The sequence below is a fragment of the Clostridium sp. NSJ-49 genome, from assembly GCF_014287725.1.
GTDB classification, from domain to species: Bacteria; Bacillota; Clostridia; order Clostridiales; family Clostridiaceae; genus Clostridium; species Clostridium disporicum_B.
Genome location: NZ_JACOOP010000009.1, coordinates 70,818 through 92,456 on the forward strand (window position 1 = coordinate 70,818; position 21,639 = coordinate 92,456).

The 21,639-nt window shown below is 28.1% G+C and carries 31 protein-coding genes and 1 tRNA gene; 7 read left to right on the top strand and 25 right to left on the bottom strand.

The window, feature by feature from the left end; all coding sequences use genetic code 11:
* Positions 1 to 22 precede the first annotated feature (22 nt).
* The 5 genes from H8S10_RS04960 to H8S10_RS04980 all read right to left on the bottom strand — a co-directional run bounded on the left by H8S10_RS04960 (position 23) and on the right by H8S10_RS04980 (position 4,189).
* Positions 23 to 352, bottom strand: coding sequence for a hypothetical protein (locus H8S10_RS04960; protein ID WP_186838098.1), 330 nt, complete (start codon positions 350 to 352; stop codon positions 23 to 25).
* A gap of 127 nt (positions 353 to 479) precedes the next feature.
* Positions 480 to 1,133: a hypothetical protein gene (locus H8S10_RS04965; RefSeq protein WP_186838099.1), complete on the bottom strand. Its 654-nt coding sequence runs from the start codon at positions 1,131 to 1,133 to the stop codon at positions 480 to 482.
* A gap of 295 nt (positions 1,134 to 1,428) precedes the next feature.
* Positions 1,429 to 2,427, bottom strand: a complete 999-nt coding sequence (locus H8S10_RS04970) for a GGGtGRT protein (protein WP_055268401.1) — start codon at positions 2,425 to 2,427, stop codon at positions 1,429 to 1,431.
* A gap of 21 nt (positions 2,428 to 2,448) precedes the next feature.
* Entirely contained in the window at positions 2,449 to 3,141 is a 693-nt protein-coding gene (locus H8S10_RS04975; RefSeq protein WP_055268403.1) for a hypothetical protein, read from the bottom strand.
* A 229-nt stretch (positions 3,142 to 3,370) separates the two neighbouring features.
* Complete coding sequence (locus H8S10_RS04980) at positions 3,371 to 4,189, bottom strand: ZIP family metal transporter (protein WP_186838100.1); 819 nt, start codon at positions 4,187 to 4,189, stop codon at positions 3,371 to 3,373.
* A gap of 189 nt (positions 4,190 to 4,378) precedes the next feature.
* Between H8S10_RS04980 and H8S10_RS04985 the strand changes: the two genes are divergently transcribed.
* Positions 4,379 to 4,461, top strand: a tRNA-Leu gene (locus H8S10_RS04985).
* Positions 4,462 to 4,611: 150 nt separating this feature from the next.
* Here H8S10_RS04985 and H8S10_RS04990 read toward each other — a convergent pair.
* The 17 genes from H8S10_RS04990 to H8S10_RS05070 form a co-directional block, all read right to left on the bottom strand.
* Entirely contained in the window at positions 4,612 to 5,637 is a 1,026-nt protein-coding gene (locus H8S10_RS04990; protein WP_186838101.1) for a hypothetical protein, read from the bottom strand.
* A gap of 62 nt (positions 5,638 to 5,699) precedes the next feature.
* The gene (locus H8S10_RS04995) at positions 5,700 to 6,029 is read right to left on the bottom strand and encodes a hypothetical protein (RefSeq protein ID WP_186838102.1); all 330 of its coding nucleotides are present in this window, start codon (positions 6,027 to 6,029) and stop codon (positions 5,700 to 5,702) included.
* A gap of 88 nt (positions 6,030 to 6,117) precedes the next feature.
* The gene (locus H8S10_RS05000) at positions 6,118 to 6,831 is read right to left on the bottom strand and encodes a sigma-70 family RNA polymerase sigma factor (RefSeq protein ID WP_186838103.1); all 714 of its coding nucleotides are present in this window, start codon (positions 6,829 to 6,831) and stop codon (positions 6,118 to 6,120) included.
* A gap of 108 nt (positions 6,832 to 6,939) precedes the next feature.
* Entirely contained in the window at positions 6,940 to 7,215 is a 276-nt protein-coding gene (locus H8S10_RS05005; protein WP_186838104.1) for a hypothetical protein, read from the bottom strand.
* On the bottom strand, positions 7,205 to 7,414 hold the full coding sequence (locus H8S10_RS05010; RefSeq protein WP_186838105.1) for a hypothetical protein: 210 nt from the start codon (positions 7,412 to 7,414) through the stop codon (positions 7,205 to 7,207). The genes H8S10_RS05005 and H8S10_RS05010 overlap by 11 nt, the downstream gene beginning before the upstream one ends.
* 105 nt (positions 7,415 to 7,519) lie before the next feature.
* Positions 7,520 to 8,053 (bottom strand): hypothetical protein, encoded by a 534-nt coding sequence (locus H8S10_RS05015; protein ID WP_186838106.1) that lies wholly within the window; start codon positions 8,051 to 8,053, stop codon positions 7,520 to 7,522.
* Between the two features lie 44 nt (positions 8,054 to 8,097).
* Complete coding sequence (locus tag H8S10_RS05020) at positions 8,098 to 8,235, bottom strand: hypothetical protein (protein WP_186838127.1); 138 nt, start codon at positions 8,233 to 8,235, stop codon at positions 8,098 to 8,100.
* 223 nt (positions 8,236 to 8,458) lie between these two features.
* The gene (locus H8S10_RS05025; protein WP_186838107.1) at positions 8,459 to 9,265 is read right to left on the bottom strand and encodes a hypothetical protein; all 807 of its coding nucleotides are present in this window, start codon (positions 9,263 to 9,265) and stop codon (positions 8,459 to 8,461) included.
* Positions 9,266 to 9,336: 71 nt separating this feature from the next.
* Positions 9,337 to 9,555: a hypothetical protein gene (locus H8S10_RS05030; protein ID WP_186838108.1), complete on the bottom strand. Its 219-nt coding sequence runs from the start codon at positions 9,553 to 9,555 to the stop codon at positions 9,337 to 9,339.
* 10 nt (positions 9,556 to 9,565) lie between these two features.
* Positions 9,566 to 9,709, bottom strand: coding sequence for a hypothetical protein (locus H8S10_RS05035; protein ID WP_186838109.1), 144 nt, complete (start codon positions 9,707 to 9,709; stop codon positions 9,566 to 9,568).
* A gap of 9 nt (positions 9,710 to 9,718) precedes the next feature.
* Positions 9,719 to 10,048 carry a hypothetical protein gene (locus H8S10_RS05040; RefSeq protein ID WP_186838110.1) on the bottom strand — a complete coding sequence of 110 codons (330 nt, stop codon included), beginning with the start codon at positions 10,046 to 10,048 and terminating at the stop codon, positions 9,719 to 9,721.
* Between the two features lie 114 nt (positions 10,049 to 10,162).
* A complete protein-coding gene (locus H8S10_RS05045) occupies positions 10,163 to 10,312 on the bottom strand; it encodes a hypothetical protein (protein ID WP_186838111.1) in 150 nt (49 codons plus the stop codon).
* Positions 10,313 to 10,322: 10 nt separating this feature from the next.
* Positions 10,323 to 10,520 (bottom strand): hypothetical protein, encoded by a 198-nt coding sequence (locus H8S10_RS05050; protein ID WP_186838112.1) that lies wholly within the window; start codon positions 10,518 to 10,520, stop codon positions 10,323 to 10,325.
* Positions 10,521 to 10,538: 18 nt separating this feature from the next.
* On the bottom strand, positions 10,539 to 11,903 hold the full coding sequence (locus H8S10_RS05055) for a DnaB-like helicase C-terminal domain-containing protein (protein WP_186838113.1): 1,365 nt from the start codon (positions 11,901 to 11,903) through the stop codon (positions 10,539 to 10,541).
* On the bottom strand, positions 11,903 to 12,628 hold the full coding sequence (locus H8S10_RS05060) for a hypothetical protein (protein ID WP_186838114.1): 726 nt from the start codon (positions 12,626 to 12,628) through the stop codon (positions 11,903 to 11,905). Before H8S10_RS05060 ends, H8S10_RS05055 begins: the two co-directional genes overlap by 1 nt.
* A 125-nt stretch (positions 12,629 to 12,753) precedes the next feature.
* Complete coding sequence (locus H8S10_RS05065; protein ID WP_186838115.1) at positions 12,754 to 12,987, bottom strand: helix-turn-helix domain-containing protein; 234 nt, start codon at positions 12,985 to 12,987, stop codon at positions 12,754 to 12,756.
* A gap of 227 nt (positions 12,988 to 13,214) precedes the next feature.
* Positions 13,215 to 13,412 (bottom strand): helix-turn-helix transcriptional regulator, encoded by a 198-nt coding sequence (locus H8S10_RS05070; protein WP_186838116.1) that lies wholly within the window; start codon positions 13,410 to 13,412, stop codon positions 13,215 to 13,217.
* A 178-nt stretch (positions 13,413 to 13,590) separates the two neighbouring features.
* Here H8S10_RS05070 and H8S10_RS05075 point away from each other — a divergent pair, with 178 nt between their 5' ends.
* From H8S10_RS05075 to H8S10_RS05085, 3 genes are all read left to right on the top strand, one after another.
* Positions 13,591 to 14,241: a helix-turn-helix transcriptional regulator gene (locus tag H8S10_RS05075; protein ID WP_279287139.1), complete on the top strand. Its 651-nt coding sequence runs from the start codon at positions 13,591 to 13,593 to the stop codon at positions 14,239 to 14,241.
* Between the two features lie 838 nt (positions 14,242 to 15,079).
* The gene (locus H8S10_RS05080) at positions 15,080 to 16,258 is read left to right on the top strand and encodes a site-specific integrase (RefSeq protein WP_186838118.1); all 1,179 of its coding nucleotides are present in this window, start codon (positions 15,080 to 15,082) and stop codon (positions 16,256 to 16,258) included.
* A 454-nt stretch (positions 16,259 to 16,712) separates the two neighbouring features.
* Positions 16,713 to 17,576, top strand: a complete 864-nt coding sequence (locus H8S10_RS05085) for a S66 peptidase family protein (RefSeq protein ID WP_186838119.1) — start codon at positions 16,713 to 16,715, stop codon at positions 17,574 to 17,576.
* A 145-nt stretch (positions 17,577 to 17,721) separates the two neighbouring features.
* Here the strand turns inward: H8S10_RS05085 and H8S10_RS05090 are convergent, their stop codons facing one another.
* Both H8S10_RS05090 and H8S10_RS05095 read right to left on the bottom strand, forming a co-directional pair.
* The gene (locus H8S10_RS05090) at positions 17,722 to 17,943 is read right to left on the bottom strand and encodes a hypothetical protein (RefSeq protein WP_186838120.1); all 222 of its coding nucleotides are present in this window, start codon (positions 17,941 to 17,943) and stop codon (positions 17,722 to 17,724) included.
* Positions 17,944 to 18,009: 66 nt separating this feature from the next.
* Positions 18,010 to 18,753, bottom strand: coding sequence for an N-acetylmuramoyl-L-alanine amidase (locus H8S10_RS05095; protein ID WP_186838121.1), 744 nt, complete (start codon positions 18,751 to 18,753; stop codon positions 18,010 to 18,012).
* A gap of 189 nt (positions 18,754 to 18,942) precedes the next feature.
* On the opposite strand from H8S10_RS05095, the gene H8S10_RS05100 reads away from it, so the two are divergent.
* The 3 genes from H8S10_RS05100 to H8S10_RS05110 are packed head-to-tail and all read left to right on the top strand — an operon-like array spanning position 18,943 to position 20,811.
* Entirely contained in the window at positions 18,943 to 19,317 is a 375-nt protein-coding gene (locus tag H8S10_RS05100; RefSeq protein WP_186838122.1) for a GntR family transcriptional regulator, read from the top strand.
* 2 nt (positions 19,318 to 19,319) lie between these two features.
* Entirely contained in the window at positions 19,320 to 20,171 is an 852-nt protein-coding gene (locus H8S10_RS05105; RefSeq protein ID WP_186838123.1) for an ABC transporter ATP-binding protein, read from the top strand.
* 4 nt (positions 20,172 to 20,175) lie between these two features.
* The gene (locus H8S10_RS05110) at positions 20,176 to 20,811 is read left to right on the top strand and encodes an ABC-2 transporter permease (protein WP_055268416.1); all 636 of its coding nucleotides are present in this window, start codon (positions 20,176 to 20,178) and stop codon (positions 20,809 to 20,811) included.
* A gap of 56 nt (positions 20,812 to 20,867) precedes the next feature.
* Here H8S10_RS05110 and H8S10_RS05115 read toward each other — a convergent pair whose 3' ends face one another.
* Positions 20,868 to 21,491 (bottom strand): DUF975 family protein, encoded by a 624-nt coding sequence (locus H8S10_RS05115; RefSeq protein ID WP_186838124.1) that lies wholly within the window; start codon positions 21,489 to 21,491, stop codon positions 20,868 to 20,870.
* Positions 21,492 to 21,639 lie beyond the last annotated feature (148 nt).

A 21,639-nucleotide genomic window follows, 5' to 3' on the forward strand; every position in this document is an offset into this window, starting at 1 on the left:
AATAGCCTTATACATATATATCCTAAACTCGGATACCTTTGAGATTTAAAGATACTTTTAATTGAAACTTCAAATCATCACTTATTTTATTATCTCCATTTATTAAATTATAAAACTCAATAAAAGTATCCATATATTCTGTGGAATTTTGAATCTTTGGTAATCCATCAATATCACGTATATATTGATATACAAGGTCATTGCTTATATCATTGGAGAATTTTTCCCTGTAGAAATTTATCATTCTCTTATACTTTTTATAAATATTATATTTTTGAGAAGTTGTTATTCGAACTATAACTATAATTGCAACTACTAGTAGAAAAATACTAACCAATAAATATTTCCACACTTAGTTATCACTCCTCTTCTTATAATTTTGTAGGAGTATATAAATTACTGCCTAATATATTATATTCACTTTAACAATTTTTTCTATATTTTTTTATAATTATTCTAAATTATTAACTAAAAAAAATTCAATATTCACTTTTTATCCCTTTTTCTTTAAAATATTTTTGAATGAATTTATACGTTTCTGTTTCTTCTGGTAAAGTTCCTAAAACATACATGGAAAAGCACTGTGCAAAATACTCTTCTGAATTTACTTTTATATACTCATACTTAACATTAAAATTGCGATAATAGAATTTTTCACCATCAGGAAATATTAAATCCTTTTCACTTTCATATATTTTTCTAAATCTATATGTATCTGATATTTTTATAAATGGTAATTCATTATAACTTATAGCATGTCCAATCTCATGAAGCAAAACCACTTCATTACTGTAAGTCTTCTGTATTGTAATAGTCTTGCTTCTATGAGAATATTTTGATGTAACTCTTCCATATTCACTATTCTCACCTATATCATCTGTGGTAGTAATAGTTATTCCTATTCTATATAATTTTCTAATTAACTCTTCTGGAACTCTTCTCAAAGTTTCTTCTATATTAAAATACACAGGTTCAATCATATCCTCAGATTTTAATTCATTTATCATTTCATCAACGGAAATCTTCTTATCCCTGTAGTTATATATCTCTGTTATTGATGGACATAATAATATTATTGTGATAGCCCAAAATGCCATATATATTAATTGTAACCTTATAATTTTTTTCATCATATTTACCTTCAAAAACATATTTTTATAAATAATATGAAAAAAAAAGATTATTTAGACTTGCGGAGCACTTTGTTTATTCATATATAAGATTACTTTTAAAATATACTATATTTACCTTAACAAATACTTAATACATCTCCTACTTCATAGGTGTTATTCATATTTAATTGTATAAATTTCAATTATTAATCTTTACTCTATATTTTTAGATAAAAAATAAACCTCGTTAATTCTTTAAAATCAACGAGGTTTATCTTTTATATTAAAATTCTAATATCTCTATCTGAATTTTTTATTATTTTGCGTGTTCTTCAACAGCAACAGCAACAGCAACTGTCATACCAACCATTGGGTTGTTACCAGCACCGATTAATCCCATCATTTCTACGTGAGCAGGAACTGATGATGATCCAGCGAATTGTGCATCTGAGTGCATTCTTCCCATAGTATCAGTCATACCGTAAGAAGCTGGACCTGCAGCCATGTTATCTGGGTGAAGAGTTCTACCAGTACCACCACCTGATGCAACTGAGAAGTACTTCTTACCTGCTTCTACACATTCTTTCTTGTATGTTCCAGCAACTGGGTGTTGGAATCTTGTTGGGTTAGTTGAGTTACCAGTGATTGATACGTCAACACCTTCGTGATGCATTATAGCAACACCTTCTCTAACGTCGTTTGAACCGTAGCAGTTAACCTTAGCTCTTGGACCGTTTGAGTATGCTTTTGATTGAACAACTTCTAATTTTCCTGTGAAGAAATCGAATTTAGTTTCAACATAAGTGAATCCGTTTATTCTTGAAATTATCTTAGCAGCATCTTTTCCAAGACCGTTTAAGATAACTCTTAATGGTTCTTTTCTTACTTTGTTAGCCTTTTCAGCTATTTTGATTGCACCTTCAGCAGCTGCGAATGATTCGTGTCCTGCTAAGAATGCGAAACATTTAGTTTCTTCTCTTAAAAGCATAGCTCCTAAGTTACCGTGTCCTAAACCAACTTTTCTGTCATCAGCAACAGATCCTGGGATACAGAAAGCTTGTAACCCTTCTCCGATAGCTTCAGCAGCATCAGCAGCCTTTGTGCAACCTTTCTTTATAGCGATTGCTGCACCTAAAACGTAAGCCCAAGCAGCATTTTCGAATGCGATTGGTTGAGTTTCTTTAACAATTGTATATGGATCTATTCCGTATGCATCACATACAGCCTTAGCATCTTCTAATGTTTTCATTCCGTATTTTTCTAATACTGGAGTGATTTGTCCTATTCTTCTTTCATAACTTTCAAATAATGCCATGATTAAATTCCTCCTTACAAATTATTCGTGTCTTGGATCGATTAATTTAACAGCGTCAGCAACTCTTCCGTATTGTCCTGCAGCTTTTTCTAATGCTTCATTAGCATCCATTCCCTTACCGATCATTTCCATCATTTTTCCTAGGTGAACGAACTTGTAACCGATGATTTCATTATCTTCATCTAAAGCGATTTTAGTAATGTATCCTTCAGCCATTTCTAAGTATCTTGGTCCCTTATCTAAAGTTCCGTAAGTAGTACCAACTTGAGATCTTAATCCCTTACCTAAGTCTTCTAAACCAGCTCCTATTGGTAGTCCACCTTCAGAGAAAGCAGTTTGAGATCTTCCGTATACGATTTGTAAGAATAATTCTCTCATTGCTGTATTTATAGCATCACAAACTAAGTCTGTGTTTAAAGCTTCTAATATAGTTCTTCCTGGTAATATTTCTGAAGCCATAGCTGCAGAGTGAGTCATACCTGAACATCCTATTGTTTCTACTAATGCTTCTTGGATAACTCCATCTTTAACATTTAAAGTTAACTTACATCCACCTTGTTGTGGCGCACACCATCCGATACCGTGAGTTAATCCTGAAATGTCTGATATTTGAGTAGCTTGTACCCATCTTCCTTCTACTGGAATTGGAGCACATGCGTGATTTGCGCCTTTAGCAACAACGCACATTTCTTCAACTTCTTTTGAATACATCATATTATATTTCTCCTCCCTAATTTATAAATCATTTAGCTTGTCCGATTAAAGCCAAATTTAATAACTGGGTCAAAATCCATCCCTATGGGATAAATCTATCCTACATCTAATATAATAACAGATGTAAGTCTATGTAACAAGAATATATTATATTTTTTTCTATAATAATTCAATTTAACTGTAAAAAAAAGTGGATTTACCCACTTTTTTTTAGATATTTTTATTTAAATTATCCTAATGCAACATCTAATATCATCATTGTTATAAATCCAAGTATTAACCCTATTGTTGTCAAATTTTTATTTTCTATAGAAGCTTCAGGCAATAATTCTGACCCTACTACTGCTACCATAGCTCCTGCCGAAAAAGCTAATAAAAAAGGTAACATGCTTCTTACAGTAATCGCTGCTACGGCACCAAGAACTCCAGCCACAGGCTCTACTAATCCTGAAAATTGTCCATAAAGAAAACTCTTACCTACTGATAACCCATCTCTTCTTAGAGGAAGTGATACTGCAGCACCTTCCGGAAAGTTTTGAAGTCCAATACCTAATGCTAAAGTAATCGCAGCACCTATTGAAGCACTTGGAATTCCCGCTGCTACACCACCAAAAGCAACTCCTACAGCTAACCCCTCTGGTATATTGTGAAGAGTAACAGCTGTAACTAACAATATGCTCTTTTTATATTTTTTAGCTATTGAATCAACACTTGTTTCATCACTTTTATTAATAACACCATAAGAATACTTGTCCATCATTTTATCAGCCAATATTATAAATACTCCTCCTGCAAAAAATCCAATTGCAGGTAACATCCATTCACTATAGCCAAGTTCTGTACATAACTCTATAGAAGGATTTAATAATGACCAGAAACTTGCGGCTACCATTACACCAGCACCAAAACCTAACATAGTATTTAGTATTCTTCTATCAACACTTTTAAAGAAAAATACTAAACCAGCACCTAATGCTGTAATAGCCCATGTAAAAATTGTTGCAAATAAACCTTGTAAAACTGGATTTAAATTCATAAACCATTCCATACCTTAGTTTTCCCTTCTAATAACACATAGTTCTACTTATAAACAATATATTGCAAATTACTACAATTAGTTCCTATATTCCGTCTAGTTAACTACTAATTTTAAAAAGATATTTGACTATTTATAAAAATATAAATTTATTGACAATAGTATATGGTATATGTTAACATTATTGATGTAGATTATTGAGTCGGCATGGCGGAACTGGCAGACGCACATGACTCAAAATCATGCGGGAAACCGTGAGGGTTCGATTCCCTCTGCCGGCACCATTTACCAAAACAGTAATGTTAAAAGCCTTGATTTCACTTAATTTGTGAAGTTAAGGCTTTTAATTTTTTATTATTTTCCCACTATTTTTCCCACTTCTATTACATAAATTAAAAGAAGCTCTATTTCTAGAACTTCTTAACTCTATCTTTTTATAATTTTATACCAAAACTCTCTATCAAGTTAATAAATCTTTCATCATCATTAAACTTTTCAAAACCAACTTCACAATAATGTTTCCTAAATTTTTTCAAGAAATATTCTCCATAATATCTCCTCTTCTCTTGTATAATTTTTATAGCTTCTTCTACTTCGTTTAAATTTAAATATGCTATCGTATCATCTAATTGCCAATCAAGAACTTTTTCAATTCTATCTATTACCTTCTGCACTAATTTTTCATCGTTATCTTCTAAATAAATATTTATAAGAAACATTCCTACATCCTCTACATAATCCCTATCTCTTATATTTTCAACTTCCATATCAGGATATTTCTCTCTAACTTTATCTAAAGCTCTATTGGCTAGATATATAGCATCATCTTTAACTCCTAAACCATATAATGCATAAGCCTTTCTATAGTATAATTTTGAAACTTCAATTTTATCTATAGCCTCTGGATACTTTTCGGCTAAATTTATTGACTCATCAATCAATTCTATAACTTTGTCAAGCCAACTTCCGTTCTTATAAAACTCATTTGATATTTTATATATATTAAACTCTAATTGAGTTTTAACATTATCTAGCTTTATTTTATCCTTTTCATCATATATTTTATCAATTTCATATTTTAATCTATCCACTTGCTCTTTACTTGAAAGCAAATCATCTTTTAACATTTTACTCTCTGTTAATAATTCATTTACTTCTTTATCAAAATCTTTAACCTTTACAAATTGAAACACTGATATAGATGAAACTATTATCGCAAAAAATATAGCTGATACTGCAATTACATTATTTATTCTTCCCGTAACATTATTAGCCACGGCCTCTATGGCCATTACTTGATCCTCTTGATATATCCCTGATGATTGTATAGTTACATTAGCATCTCCAATTCCTTTTGATATAAAGTATATTGTACTTATGAGAATTAATAAAAATATTATTCCATATACAATACTATTTATATTTATAATATATACTTTATTATTTTTACTATTTGTCATTTTATCTCCCCCTCAAAATCTACAATTCTATGTATAATTGCAAATTCCTTCATACTATGACATTAATACCATTTATTTTCGAACAATTCCTTAGCCTTATTAGAAATCCTATATATAGTTGTCCTTGATAACCTATATTTATCAATTAATCTTTCAACTGGTATCTCATTAATGTATCTATCTACAAATATATTCTTATGTAATTCAACATCTTTATATAGTCCTATCTCTATATTATTTAATTGTAGCTCTATCTGTAAAACCTTATATTCATATTCTCTGAACATTCTTCCATACTTTAATCTCTTTACAATATCAGTTTCATTCTCCAATAACTTCTTATACCTTTCATGTTCTTTCTTTATTCTAATTATATCTTTAGCTTTAACCATGCTATACCTCCATTTATAACCTTTGATATGCTTTTTAGAATATCGTAATTAAACAAAAGAACGGTAATTCATATCTACCGTTCATCATCTACACATCTATTCCCCAATTTCTAAATACATCTAAATAAAACTTATCTATATATCCAAGCTCTGCAAATACTTTTATATTATTCATTGCCCATGAGCTATTCCTTAATTTTCTTAGTGCTATATTCTCTATATTCCTTACTTTACTTACTGTACTATTAAATATATCTGCTATATCATCTAGTTTCATAGGTGTAGTGTTCCAACCATATTTAAGCTTTAATACTTCCCTTTGCTCTAAAGTATTATGAGTTTTCATAACTTCTTCTAATTCTTTTCTAAGATTGGCTCTAAATATTTCTTCTTCTATATTTTCAAATCCATAGTCTATATCTTCTATAATATCCCCTATTTCCCCTATATCTTTATCTTCTCCTACTGGAACATTAAGACTTGTACAACTATTATAAAGTTTATTATTACATATATCCTTACTACTAGCTCCATTAACACTCCTATGTATGTATCTATCTATATAAAACACTGCATAAGTAATAAATTTAGCTTTCTTTTCATTGTTAAAATCATATTTCTTTGCTGCAGTAATAAGTCCTAATACTCCGTTTTGATATAAGTCCTCTAATTCTAACTCTCTATTTATTCCATTATACTTATTTGCTATTTTATTTATTATGCCTGTGTTAGCTTGTATTAGCTCTTCTAGGGCTTTATTATCTCCACTTTGATATAGTTGTACTAATTCCTCATTACTCATGCTCTCACCTCTTTTATGTGTAGAATTATTGTTTTACAAGTTGTGTTCAGTCCTAAGTTTTAATGAACGTTTTAAATGTTCGTTTTGTAAATTTATCTGAACATTTTTTCATTTAATATCATCTATAAAAACTATAAGCTCACTCTCCCCATTCCCTACAATTAAAATATCCTCTATACTATAATCACTGCATTCAATTATTTCTAAACCATCTATTACATTATCTATTGGTACATAGCATTCTTTATCACATTCAACACTTTTTCTTAATTGAAATAAATAAAGTCCATCCCTAGTTTTTAATATACACTTTGAATATTTAGGATTTCCTTTTATCTTATAAATCTCTTTTCTTAATTTTGCTATTCTTTTATTACTTATCACTAACTAAATCCTCCAACTCTTGTATTTGCTTTTCTAATTCATCAACTCTTATACTCTGTAAAATACAATTACATAAATAAGCTATGGTATTAGCTTTCTTAGGATCTATTTCATTATTTGCTAATTGATTAGTAATCTTGGCTAAAACTTTTCTTATTTCTTTTGGACTACTTAGCCTATATCTAATTTTATCTGCCATATGGGGGAGTACCTCCTTCCTTTCTTTGTAATATCAAGGGTTTAGCCTTATTTCAAATAGTCAAAAAGGGCCTAAAAAGCCCTAGTTTATACTATTTATCTGTTATTATATAGCCTTATATAATAGCTCCAATTTTAAACTTTCTATCCCATCTGTTCCAGTTGAAGTAATAGCATTACTAAAGCTTTCTTTCATACTCTCTAATTTCTTTATATTTGGTACATTTTCAAATCCATCTATATATATTTCTTTTTTATCCGCTATTGCCATTAATACTCTTCTAACTATATTATTGCTGCTATAAATATTGAATAAATGCTTAATTTCCGATTCACTCATATTTTCCTTACTTAATTCAATCATCTTCAACACATTTGCAGTTTCTCCTGGATTATGATCAATATAACTATTCTCTTTATTTAATCTTTCTATCTCTACATCAAACACATTTCTGACTTCTTCATTAACTTTATTTCTTATATTTAATATTTCTTGTTGTTTTTCTTTAACTATCTCTAATTTATGCTCCTTTGTATATATAGGAGTTTCCTTAAATCTTTCAATACTTTTATTTATTTCCTTTATCTCTTCATTTCCTTTTCCTATAATTTCAGTTATTTTTTCTTTAATTTTTGACATCTTTATTCCTTCTTTCTTTAATATAAAATAATTTCTGTTTTAACTTATTTTCTTTTTTCATCGCTCATTTTTTTAGCTTTATTTGCCCAATATCTCTCTTGGTTAGCTTTTACCTTATCTTTGTTCTTAGCTCTCCATTGGCGCATATACTCTCGCCTTGCTAATTTTGCACTAGATTCCACATTAACAACTCCTTTAATACAAAATAAAAAGCCACGAGATAATATTCAGCTTTTAAACTGATATATTTCCCGTGGCTTTATAGCCTTATGCTTTTTGAAGCATGGTACTAAATTTATTTAATTTTATTTTTATCTTTATATTTATTTTATCACAAAATACACTTTAAATCTAGTTGTATCACTCCTTTTAGCGTAGTTACTTGATAACTTTATTAAGTAACTACTATATCCCCCATTCATCTTTTAACTGATTAACTATTTTCATCATTTCCCCATCATCTTTGGCTATATCTGGGTGATATGCTTTTGCTAAAGTCTTATATATCTTCTTGTACTTTTCTTTATCTTCTTCATTGTAGGTACTAGCTTTATTATTCTGATAACTACTATTCCTTGAATTGTAACTGTAGTTACTTTTAAAGTTTTCATAATAACTACGTTGATATTCTTTAGCTGCTTCATATTGTCTTTTAATATTCTCTAGCATTTCACTATTCCTAAGAGTTCCAAATACATCATAACACTTATCATATGAATTACTGCCATGTATCTCCTCAAACTTAGCTTTATCTTCTCTATACTTCTCAAGTATACATTCATGCTTTTTATGAGTTCTATATTCCTCTGTTTGCTGATACTCTTTTTCTATCTTCTCTACTAATGGATCTAGCTTTTCATATACAATCTTATAAAGTTCATCTTCAGTTATTCCTATCGCTTCACACTTTGCACTTAAATTGCAATAATCACCTATCCATGAGCCACAAGTACTAACAATATCATAATACCCCATAGTACATATAACCCATTGTTTCTTTTTAACTTTTCCATTTTCTCTATAGCTCTTATGAATACTTATCTTATATGCCTTCTTAATAGGTCTCTTAAATTTATCTCCAGTATATCTATAACTGTAATATCCATTTTCTACTCCATTCATAGTCCATGAAGAATAATACGCTTCAAGTTCCTTATAATATCCATAAGTATTTTCTTTCTTAAGTTCTACTTCTTGTATTACACAATACATCTTGTTTCACCTTCTTTGTAGTTACTTTAATACTTAACACAATAACTACATTATTTATATCTATTAGTAAATTATATTAATCCATACTTATGATGTATTAATGGATTGGCTTCTTTAATTGCTTTTATCAGCCTTTTTCTTGTAAACTCATCTACTTTCTTAAATCTACTATTTATAAACTCTTCTTCTCTTCCTAACATTATATAAAATCCGTATTCCTCAATAATTTCTGCTATCTTATCTGTATTTTCAGCTAAGTTAATCATACCTGTTATATCAATAGTTTTCATTTAATCACTCCTACTCTATATCTAAATAAACCCTATAATATCTACCTGTTTTTAATGGTTTACTTATCTTTTTTATCTTAATTTCTTTAGATAAAACCTCTAATATCTTTATTTTTTCTATTTCATTCTCATATCTAATTTGTATTTTCGCCATTATTTCCTCCTAATAATATGTAAGACACTTCTTTCTTTTTAACATTATATGTAATTCCTCTTGCTTCTCTTTTGTAGTTAGCTTACTATTAATTTTTATTATAAATGTTCCATCCCTTCTATCCCTTAGTAATAAACTTCTATGTGGTTTATCTAACTTTTCATATAAAACCTTATATGTTTGTCCATTATATTTAAAATATATCCTTGATTCTAATTCTTCTATTTTTCTCTTTTTACTTCTTATTTTTTCACCTATAGAATGCATATAATCGCTTGCTCTATCGAATTCCTCGCATAATTGCAAATATTCATTTTTTAGTGTTTCTAGATTACTCATTTTTTCATTTCCTCCTAATAACAATTGATTTTTAGGAGCTATTAGGATACACTTAAATTGCGAATTATAGTGTTATCCTATGGATAGCTCCTTGCTTATAGGTATTGGTAGTATCTATAAGCATTTTTTCTTTCTCTTGGTTGCTCTTCTTTTACCTGTCATAAGCTTTCCTACTTCTACTTTTGTTGGCTTGTCTGCACTCTTATACTTTTTGCCTATCTCTAAAACTTTATTGGCTAATTCCTCGTTATTGCTCTTCTCCATCTCTTCACCTTTATTTAAACTGTATATCTTCATAATCAACCTTTAAGATTTTCCCATTTTCTATTTCAATTAATGCATATACATATGTTGAAATACCTTCATAAGAATTTCCCCATTTCTCAACAACCCATTGATGAAAAAAACCTTTATTTTTTTCTCCACATATACCTTTAAAAATTACCTCTCTTAATTCATTTCTTTTTTTCATTTTCCTTGCACTCCTTTGTTACCAATTACTTATTTTATAATTTTCAGCTTTCCATCTAAAATTTAATATATCTTTTTTACTTGCTCTACTCTTCTTAATCAATATATTTACACATTCGGGATTTTTTTCAGCTAAAGGCGAATTATAATCTATATTTTTTTCATTCTCTTTTACTAGATAATCTCTTACCAACTTATTATCTAGTTCTATATTCCTGTACATACCTAGAACTATGTCACTATCTCTATATACAGAAGCTCCACCAGCAATATCATTAACTGCTACCTTATCCCATAAAGCTATATTTTTATTTTGCATTTTACTAGCTGATTCTTGCTTTCCTTGAGCTAATATAACTATCGGCTTTTTAATGCTCTTGGCTAGTTTTTTAAATAATCTTGTACATTCAGTTATCTTTTGATGTTCTTCTTTGTTATTACCAGTAATGTTAATCAAATTTATATAGTCTATAAAAACAATATCAATGTTATGTTTCAAAACCTCATATTGTATTTTGCTTGTTATATCTACTAACTCATCTTCTTCACTTACCAATAAGCCTTTCTCTCTAGATAAATAACTATTGGCAATTATGACTTTATTTAGCTCTTCATCTTGTAATCTGCCGTACTTTATATTCTTAAACGGTATATTGGTTAAATTTGATATTATCCTATCTCTTATCTGTTCCTTAGGCATTTCAAGACTAAAAAACAATACTTTCTTTTTTTGTCGTATAACATTTAGTGCTATTTGTGTTGCTAATGTAGTTTTTCCAACTCCACTAAAGGCAAATATTGTTATCAAGTCCCCACCACTAAATCCAGTTATATTATTGTCTAAATCCCTCAATCCTGTTTTTAACGGATTTATTTCCCCTTTCATTCTTTTATCTAATACGTTTAAGTATTCTTCCTCCTGCCCTTCTACAGTTTCTGCTACTGATTCTTCTATCATATCAACTATTAATGTATTAATCACTTGCTGGATCTCTTCGGGACTTTTATCTATATTCAATTGAATATTCTTAGATATATTAATTAAATATCGTTTTTGACTATATTCTTTCAATGCTTCAACATAAGCTTTTATATTACTGGTTGTTATTACTCCATCTATTAACTCGCAAATCCTAGTAATCCCCCCTACTTTATCCAACTCATTACTATTCTTTAGATACTCTGTTATCATCAACATATCTGTTGTTTGCTTTTCTCTAAATACTGTTTTAATAGCATTAAATAGTATCTTATTTCTATCAAAATAAAAGTCACTCTCTTTTACCTTTAATTCCATAACTTGAATAAAGCATTTAGTTTCATATATTGATATACCTAGTATTTGTTCTTCAACTTCAATACTATATAATTTATCTCTATCCATTATTCCTCCCTATTTGCCATTAACTGCTCCATTAAATCTCCTACATCTTTTTCTTTCGGATTTTTAACTTCTTCAAAGTTTTCATCAAGATAATCTACATATCTACCATTCCAAAAAGTACTTTCATTCAAAATAAATTTTTTATCTCTTCCTTTACATTCTTCAGCATATCTAGTTATACATCTTTCTATTTCTTCTATCGAATATTCTTTTAATATCTTAGGTAGCTTTTTATCTCTAACTGCTTTTATTTTTTTACCTGGATAATTTTTAATTAAATCACTATATATATTATTCTTTATTCTTTTATCTTTGATAGGGGTTACCTTTTCATTCCCTATTTGTTCCCTATTCATTTCCTCGTTACTCTCTGTCCCCTCATTTTTGCTACTTCTTTCGTTCCCTATTTGTTCCCTATTCGTCCCTAATTCGTTCCCTAAAAATTCACTTATTTTTACCATTTTAAATATATTAGGACTTCCTTTAGTTCCCTTCTTAACTTCTTTCAAATATCCCATTTCCATTAAATATTTAACTTCATTATTTGCAATTTTTTTAGATATATTTATTGATTTGATATCATTGGCCAATTGCTCATAAGTATATTTAACTGTCATATCTGAAAAGTCACATTTAATGTATAATTTATGATAAATTAACAACTGCCTTTCTGTTAAAACCAAAGGTGATATCATATAAGAAATATTCAATTTATCTTTTGGCACTATACCACCTACTTAAACACCCTATTAAATAGCCTTAATCCTTCCCATGAAGGTTGTTTGTCCATACTCTTACAATTTGATATGTATAAACTTAATATCTTAATACTCATTATTTCAATACCTTTCTATAATAAATTTTCTCCTATATGCTCTTCTAAAAAATCATCTAACTTTGATAATACAAATCTAATATCTCTACCAAATCTTAATACTGGAGCTCCTTCTATCCTTGCTAATCTTAAGACCTTTGTATATGAAATTCCCCAAGCTTCTGCCAATTCTTTTGGTGTGCAAGTTTTTTCTAAAACTCTTTTTCTATATTCTTGTATCTTTTTACTTTGTTCTTGTAACTGTTCCATTTTATCCCCTCCATAAGCTCCGTAGAGCGTTTTAATTTTATTGGGTATAAATATACCTTTTATTACACAAATCTATTTCTAAGCTTATTTTATAAGCAGAAATAACATATAAAGCATTGCACTTTACTTATGTCTTACTCTGTAGTGTCATTTAGATATGATTTACTTTCTGCGATAAATGGCAGAATAATTTTAGATATGTTTTGAAAAATCAATTTTGCTTTTTCTTATTCTTCTTCACTAAAGAATAGTTCTGCTACTGTCATCTCAAGTGCTTTTGCTAATTTTTCAAGCGTATAAACTGGAATATTTTTAATACCATTTCTTTCTATATTTGAAATAGTAACTCTCCCAACTCCTGAATTTTTAGCCAGTTCCTCTTGTGTCCAACCTTTTTTTACTCTTGCTATTTTTAACGCTAACATTCTAAACCTCCTTTTTAAACACTTAACGTTTAGTGTTTAATATAATTCTAAACACTTTATGTTTAGTTGTCAATATATAAAATTATTCTCTAAAAAAATTTTTTGCATTTAATTAAACAAAAAATGTTTAGTTTAATTAAAAATGTTATATAATATATTTGAGGTGATGTATATGGGAATGGGAGAATTCCTTCGAAATTTAAGAACTAAAGAAGGGCTTACTATGAAAGAATTGGGTTTAAAAGTAGGTGTAACTGAACAAGCTATCTCTCAATACGAACGCAATAAAAGGGAGCCTAATGATGAAATATTGCTTAAAATACTGAAAGCTCTTAACTTTGATGTTGAACCCTATATGAAAAAAACTGTTGAAATTGATCCTATATGGAATAAAAGTATGAAGTATATTGAAAATTTAATTGATTTTTGTGAAGATAAACAAAAAATCAATAAACTAGACTTAAGTTATTTAACAGTACATGAAGTAAATAATTTTATTAATAAAAATATATCCTATATTGAGAAATTAACTAAAAAACATATGAATTCTATTAAACCTAAAGATGGTATAATCATGAAAATAGAGAGTGTAGAGGAACTATTAATAGAAGTAAACCCTGAACCACTCAATGATAATGATATTTCTTATAAAGATGATTATTCAATAAATGAAAGTCTAGCCATTCTTCATTTTAAAAGTCTTATAGAAGATTTAAACCTAATAGAATTTAATAAGTTAAGCAAAGAAAATTTACTAAACATAATTTATAGTAAAGAACTTACTAATACTATTAAAGATTTACTTTTAAAAGAAATTCAAAACAAATAATTAAATTAATGAACTCTAAGAAAAATAATAAAGAAAAGTAGTTACTCACTTTACTTTTATAATAACTACAATGTCGGTCTATTAGATTGACTTACTTTAATAGTGAAGCCAAAAATGTCTTTAGTTTGTAGGTACTATATAAAAATCAAAGGTAACTACATTGTTCTAAAGTGTGAATTTTTTACTTAAGGGTACAAACATTACTTGTACCCTTAAGTATCGACTTAACAGATACCTGTAATTAATATTTTAAAATCGTTCAAACCGACTTTAATAAGAACACGGAAATATTCCGTAGTCCTATTCTAGGATTTCAATGTTATGAATAATACTCATAACATTTCCAATCATAAATTGAAAGTAGTTGCTTTAAAACTATACATAGTAACTACTTAACTTAAACTACTCAACATTACTTAATAATAACTTACCTTTGAGTAAATCGTGATTCGCTATTTGTAAAAATAAAATTATTCCCAAGTTGTTGGGAAAAGAAAATAATTTCTCCACCTGTGGGGAAAACCACGAATCTCGTGGTTTAAGTTTACATTTTTAAATTACTGTTAAATAAATATATTACTACAATTAAACTATAGATGAATGGGATTTCCCTTTTATCTTTAAAATTCGAGGTTGCTTTTAGTGATCTCAAATCGAATTTTGAATTAATCTGACCCGGTATTTTACAGGGTCATCTAAAAAATAATATTGAATAAGATATTTATAAAAACAACTTACCACAAAATTGTGCTTAGTTATAAAACTCGATATTAGCTTATATAAGCATTTTTATTTTGAAAGGATAAATTATACTAATAAATAGAAAGGAGCTTACAGAATGGCAAAGAGAACTAATGGAGAAGGTTCTGCTAAATGGGTAGTTAAAAACGGTGTAAAGTATTGGCGTATTACTATTACCACTGGCTATGATCCTTTAACAGGAAAGCAATTAAGAAAAGATATTTACGGCAAAACTCAAAAAGAAGCTAAAGAAAAATTAAAAGCGTTCCAGGAAAGTAATACAATTCATAGTGATAATTCTACTTTAGGCAATTTCTTTTATGATTGGTTATGGAATATTAAAAAACAAGAGTTAAAAGCTTCTACATTTGATAGAATAGAAGGAATATATAGAAACTATATTAAGCCTACAAAAACATTAAATAATGCTAAATTAACTAATATAGATACATTATATCTACAAAAGATAACTAATAAACTATTAGAAAGCCATACACTTAATCAAGTTAAAAACTTAAATAAAGCTTTAAGTAATTGTTTTAAATATGCAATATCAATAAATAAAATTAAATCTAATCCCGTTACTGGAGTTGTTTATCCTAAAACTCATGAAGTTATTGAAGAGAAAATAAATTATATAACTGAAAAGCAACAACAAGACCTTATAAAGACCCTACAAGGCGATAAATCTGAAGGAATAATATTATTAGGCTTAATGTGTGGTATGCGTTTAGGTGAAGCTATGGCACTACAGGAAAAGGATATAGACTTCGATAATAGATTAATCAATATAAATAAATCAGTAAAATTAGTATGGACTGGTGAATTAACTAAAGATAATAAAAGAATATATGAAAATAGAGTTACTATACCAAAGACAAAAACAAGTATAAGAGAAGTTCCTTTCCCTTCTATGCTTATCCCAATTCTTAAAGGAATTATTAAAAAGAATAAAGAAAATAAATTAAAATATGGTGATGTATATTTTGATAATAAATTAATCTTTTGTAAAGATCATGGTGAATATATAGATAATAAACAACCTAATAGAAGATTAAAAGCAGCATTAAAACGAGCTGACATAGATGCTGATATAAATTATCATAGCTTAAGGCACATATTTATAACTAACTGTATTAGCAATGATATTAATATTAAAACTGTAATGGATTGGGTTGGTCATGCTGATATAAATGTTACTATGAAAATATATGCTGAAATTAATAAAGAAAAGAATTTAAAAGAATATGAAAAAATCAATAGTATGTTTAAATAGGCTATGGTTACATGGTCTATTTTTATTTTATCCCACATTCTAACTCGTATATATAACGGCATTTCACCGACTCCACTTTCCCACTATCCTCAAAAATTTTCCCACTATTTTTCCCACTATCTTTCCCACTTCTTCGATAGAAAACATTTAAAATTATTTAGCGATTAAACCTCCTAAAGCGTTGATATCAGTACGTTTTAATCATTAATAAAAATTACTAAAAAAATACCCTTACGATTCCCTCTGCCGGCACCATTTACCAAAACGCATTAACGCCAATAGTTTAAATCACTAGATTTTAACTATTGGCGTTTTTTGTTTTTATCATTTATCCACTCCCATTTCTTATATTATCTCTAATATTTTTATAATCTAGCAAAAATTAATTTATAAAGTTTCAAATTTAAACTATACTATTATTAATTAAATTTAACTTAAATATAAGGAGGCTAACATGTCGTTACTACAAAAAGGTGATAAAGTTGGTATAGTTGCTTGTTCAAATGGTCAGTCACTTTTAAATAAAGAACGTATAAATGAACTTTTAAAAACTCTTAAATCTATGGATTTAAATCCAATATGTTCTGACTATATTTATGCTAAAAACTCTGTTTTTAATGGATCTGCTAAGGAAAAAGGTGAAAGTTTTATGTCCTTATACAGAAATATCGAAATTAAAGCTATATTTGACATTTCTGGTGGTGACTTAGCTAATGAAGTACTTCCATACTTAGATTACAAATTTATTTCTAAAAATCCAAAGCCAGTATTTGGCTATAGTGATGTAACTACTGTATTGAATGCTATTAATTCACAGGCTTCAATTCCTACATATCTTTATCAAATTAGAAATCTAATATACGATTTTAAAGAGATGCAACAAACAAATTTTGAGAATAGTGTCTTCAATGATAAAAATGACTTATTTAATTTTTCTTATAACTTTATTCAAGGTGAAAAAATTGAAGGTATTGTAGTTGGTGGTAATATTCGCTGTCTTTTAAAATTAGCAGGTACAAAATACATGCCTGATTTTACAGGAAAAGTACTATTTTTAGAAAGTATGGGTGGAGAAGCCGCTCTTATGTCTGCTTTTTTAAATCAACTTAAGCAATTAAGAGTATTTGACAAAATTAACGGTTTAATTCTTGGAACCTTTAGTAAAATGCAAGAAAATAATATTTCACCATCTATAACAGAACTTGCACTAAGTATAATAGACACCCCTACACTCCCTATAGCTAAAACAGAAGAAATAGGCCATAGTAGTAATTCAAAATCTATAATAATAGGTAAAAATATTGTTCTTATAAAATAAAAGAGAGTTGTACCATCACAACTCCCTTTTATTATTATTTCATATTATTTTATTCTATACCATCATCTTTCTTTTTCTTAGTAATTGTAAATCTACTTTTAATTACAAAAAAAGATTATACTAATAAAGAATCATCTATAAAATTTTAAACTTCTATTAATTTATACTTTTTACTTTCTAAGCCCAGCTTTACTGCATAATCTATGCATACTTTCCAGTAAGTTTCTCGATGAGTATTTTTAAAATGATTATTAAAATCATTATTATGCTTATGTCTTTGCTCATCTAAATAGCTTCCTTGTAAAACAATCTGACTATTTACTACATCAGCATAAGCTTTATCTAATGCTACCGGACCATACGACACAAGAATTCCTATATCTGAAGTTATAGCTATATCATTTTCACTATGACAATCTTATTTATTTTAAAATTAAGATTTATAAATATCTACAAAAATGCCTGAATATCCTTTAGTTTCTAATTCCTTTTTTCTTTGTTCTGCATTTGATTTTTCTTTAAAACTTCCACAAACAACTCTATAATACACATCTTCAGTTATAGATGGCTCTCCTGGTTTAGATAGTTCTATCCCACAAATTTTAGCGATATATTTCGCTATCAAAAAGCCTATCTTATCTATATTAGCTTGAATCTTTTTCAAATCACTTGTATCAATAAAACCAACTTCAATTATAGCTAATGATATTCCAAGCCCCCAAGCATATCTTATTTCTTTGTAATAATCTGTATAATCTAAAGTTATCCCATCACTTCTCAAATATATTTTCCCAGTATTATAATCTCTTGATTTAACTCCTCTATTTGCTATACCTAAAGTCTCAGAAATATTTTTAACTAGATTAAAGTCCTCTGTTAAATACTTTTCTCTTGATGGAACAAATATCTCTGTACCTGTTCCTCCTCCAGCATTAATATGAACTGATATGCCTGCCTTAGCTGTATATATATTTCCATCTAAATCATTATCCGCATAATTATTTTCATCTCTATGAATAGATAATGCTGTAGTTTTCAAATAATTAATTGCTGTTGTTACTATTTTGTCTGCTAAATCATTTTCCCTTACTGTTCCATAAACAGCTCCTGGATCATAAACTCCTGTTTTCTCACTAATTCCATGTCCTTCAAAAATGAAAGAATTATAAGTTACCATTTCCCTTCACTCCCTTCAAAGTAAAAATGTATTAATTTTTATTATGTTACATTTAAAAAATATGTTAAACTTCTTTAATTTTACTCCTTTAAAATTTTATAATTTTTAATATTCTTATTGACCTACTATCACAATAGTGATACTATGTGTATATAACGCATATACACACTTAGGTACGGAGGTGTACATTTGGATATTATTATTAGTAATTCCTCGCCAATAGCACTATATGAGCAAATAGAAAACCAACTTAAAAGTCAGATACTTAATGGTAAATTAAAACCCGGTGATTCTCTTCCTTCTATAAGAACATTAGCTAGAGAGCTAAAGGTAAGTATAATAACTTCAAAAAGGGCTTATGAAGAATTAGAAAAAGACGGGTTTATACAAACTGTTGTAGGTAAGGGAACTTTTGTTTCTGGTGCTAATTCAGAAAGATTAAAAGAAGCTGCTATGGCAGAAATGGAAAGCAAATTAGAAGAATTAATAATTTCAGCAAAATCTCTAGGATTATCTTTAGAAGAATGTATTGAGATATTTAAAAGTATTTATGAGGAGGTATAAATATGAATGCTATTAAAATTAAAAATTTACAAAAAGACTATAAGGATTTTTCACTAAATATAAAAGAACTAAATGTTCCTACTGGATATATTACAGGTTTCATAGGGCCTAACGGTTCTGGAAAAACAACTACTATTAAATCTATTTTAGGAATGGTTAAACCTACTAATGGAAATATAGAAGTTCTTGATTGTGACATTTCTAAAGATATAAAAATTAAACAAGATATAGCCTATGTTGGAGATGTATCTGGTTTTTTAGAAGAAAGTAAAATATCTAATCTTCATAAAGTAATTTCAAATTTTTATTCAAATTGGGATGAAGAGCTATATAAAAAATACATTAATGAATTCAAAGTAAATGAAGATAAAGCATATAAAGATCTTTCAAAAGGACAAAAAAAGCAATTTGAACTTATTATGGCTTTAAGTCATCATCCAAAGCTTCTTATTATGAATGAACCAACTTCTAGCTTAGACCCACTTATAAGAAATGACTTTCTAGAATTGATGCAACGTCATATGGAACTTGATAATATGACAGTTTTTTATTCAACCCATATTACTACTGACTTAGATAAAGCTGCTGATTATATTGTAATGATTTATAATGGCAATATAATTCTTCAAGATGAAAAAGATTCAATATTAGAAAATCACATTATAGTTAAAATCAAAAAAGACCTTTTAGATAATAATCTTCGAAAAGAATTTATTTCTTTAAAAGAAAATTCTTTTAGCTTCGAAGGTCTTATGAGTAATAAAGATAAGGCATATGAACTTTTCGGTGATGAAGCTATTTATGAAAAATGTACTCTAGAAGATATATTAATGTATTATACAAGGAGGGCTTAAGGATATGAAAAATTTAATAAATTTACTTAAACTTCAATACAATTCACTTTTTGCATTAAAGAAAAGCTTATTAATTCTTGTAGTTATGGCTATATTTTTTGCAGTATTTCAGCCATTTATGATAGTTTTTGCAGGTGCTATGTTTTTAATGATTTCATGTTATTCTTTAGTCTTCTATGAAGAAAGAAGTAAAATGAACTATTTAATATATTCTCTTCCTATAACTACTAATGAGTATATTTTATCTAAATATATTTTTGGTTTATTAAATACAATTATATCTATGGGAATATCAGTACTTTTAGCTTCAATAATAAAATTTATTGGATATAGCTCTGATGTAAACTCTATGCCGATATATGCTATAGCTCTTTCCACATTATCTATAGGAATATTTTTCTTAGCAATAGTTCAGCCAGCTGCTTTATTATTAGGAACTGAAAAAGGAAGATATATACTTGTATTTTTAGCAGTACTTCCTATTACTTTTTCTACTTCATTAGTTCAATTATTACCTGAAATAAATATAACTATTAGTCCAACTATGATAGGAATATTAATAGTCCTAGCTTCAATAACAATACTATTAGCTTCATATTTTATTACATGTAATAGATTTTCAAAAAAAGAAGTATCCTAGAAAAATATTATATGTCAATACAAAAGACCTTAGTATCTTAACTAAGGTCTTATCATCTAATACATTTTATTCCCTTTTAAACTTAAATAATAATTAGCTTCAGTAAGTTTCTGATATGGGGCAACCCAAAGTCCTCCTATCCCTAATGTCAATGCAGCTACTATCCACCATCCTATAAATGATAATTCTAAAACAAAAAAATCTGCCTTATAACCCTTCATCATCTCTGTACTTTCACTTAAACATTGTGTTATTGATTTGCTACTATCTTCAGCTAGTATAAAGAATGCTTGTGAAAACATTAATGCTACAATTATCCCTGGTACTATAAATAAAATAGTTCCAATAGCAACAGCAAGTGAAATCAAGATATTTAATCCTAATGTTTTAAGATATATATTAAAGTATGAAAATAGATTTTCTACCTTTGGTTTTTCTATGTTGGTTGCAAGATTTAATAATAATTTACATAATCCAGTAGTTATAACTCCACCTAAAAATAAAGATAATAGATTAACAGGAACGGAAAGTGTTAATCCATCTAATCCAAATCTTTCACCGATATTATAAATCACATCAAAATCTGTAAAAATTGCTGCTAATAATACTGCTCCAATGGCTATTCCCCAATTGCCTCTTAATTGTTCCTTAGCTCTAAACTTTAATTCTGATCTTTCCATAAAATCACCCCTTTTTATATAAATCATATTAGGGTTAATCATATTTCTTAACCCTTATATATCAAGGCCTTTATGGCCAAGATTTTTTATATCACTCAAATTTTTCAGTATCATTTTTGCTCCTTTGGATAAAACTAATAGCATATAC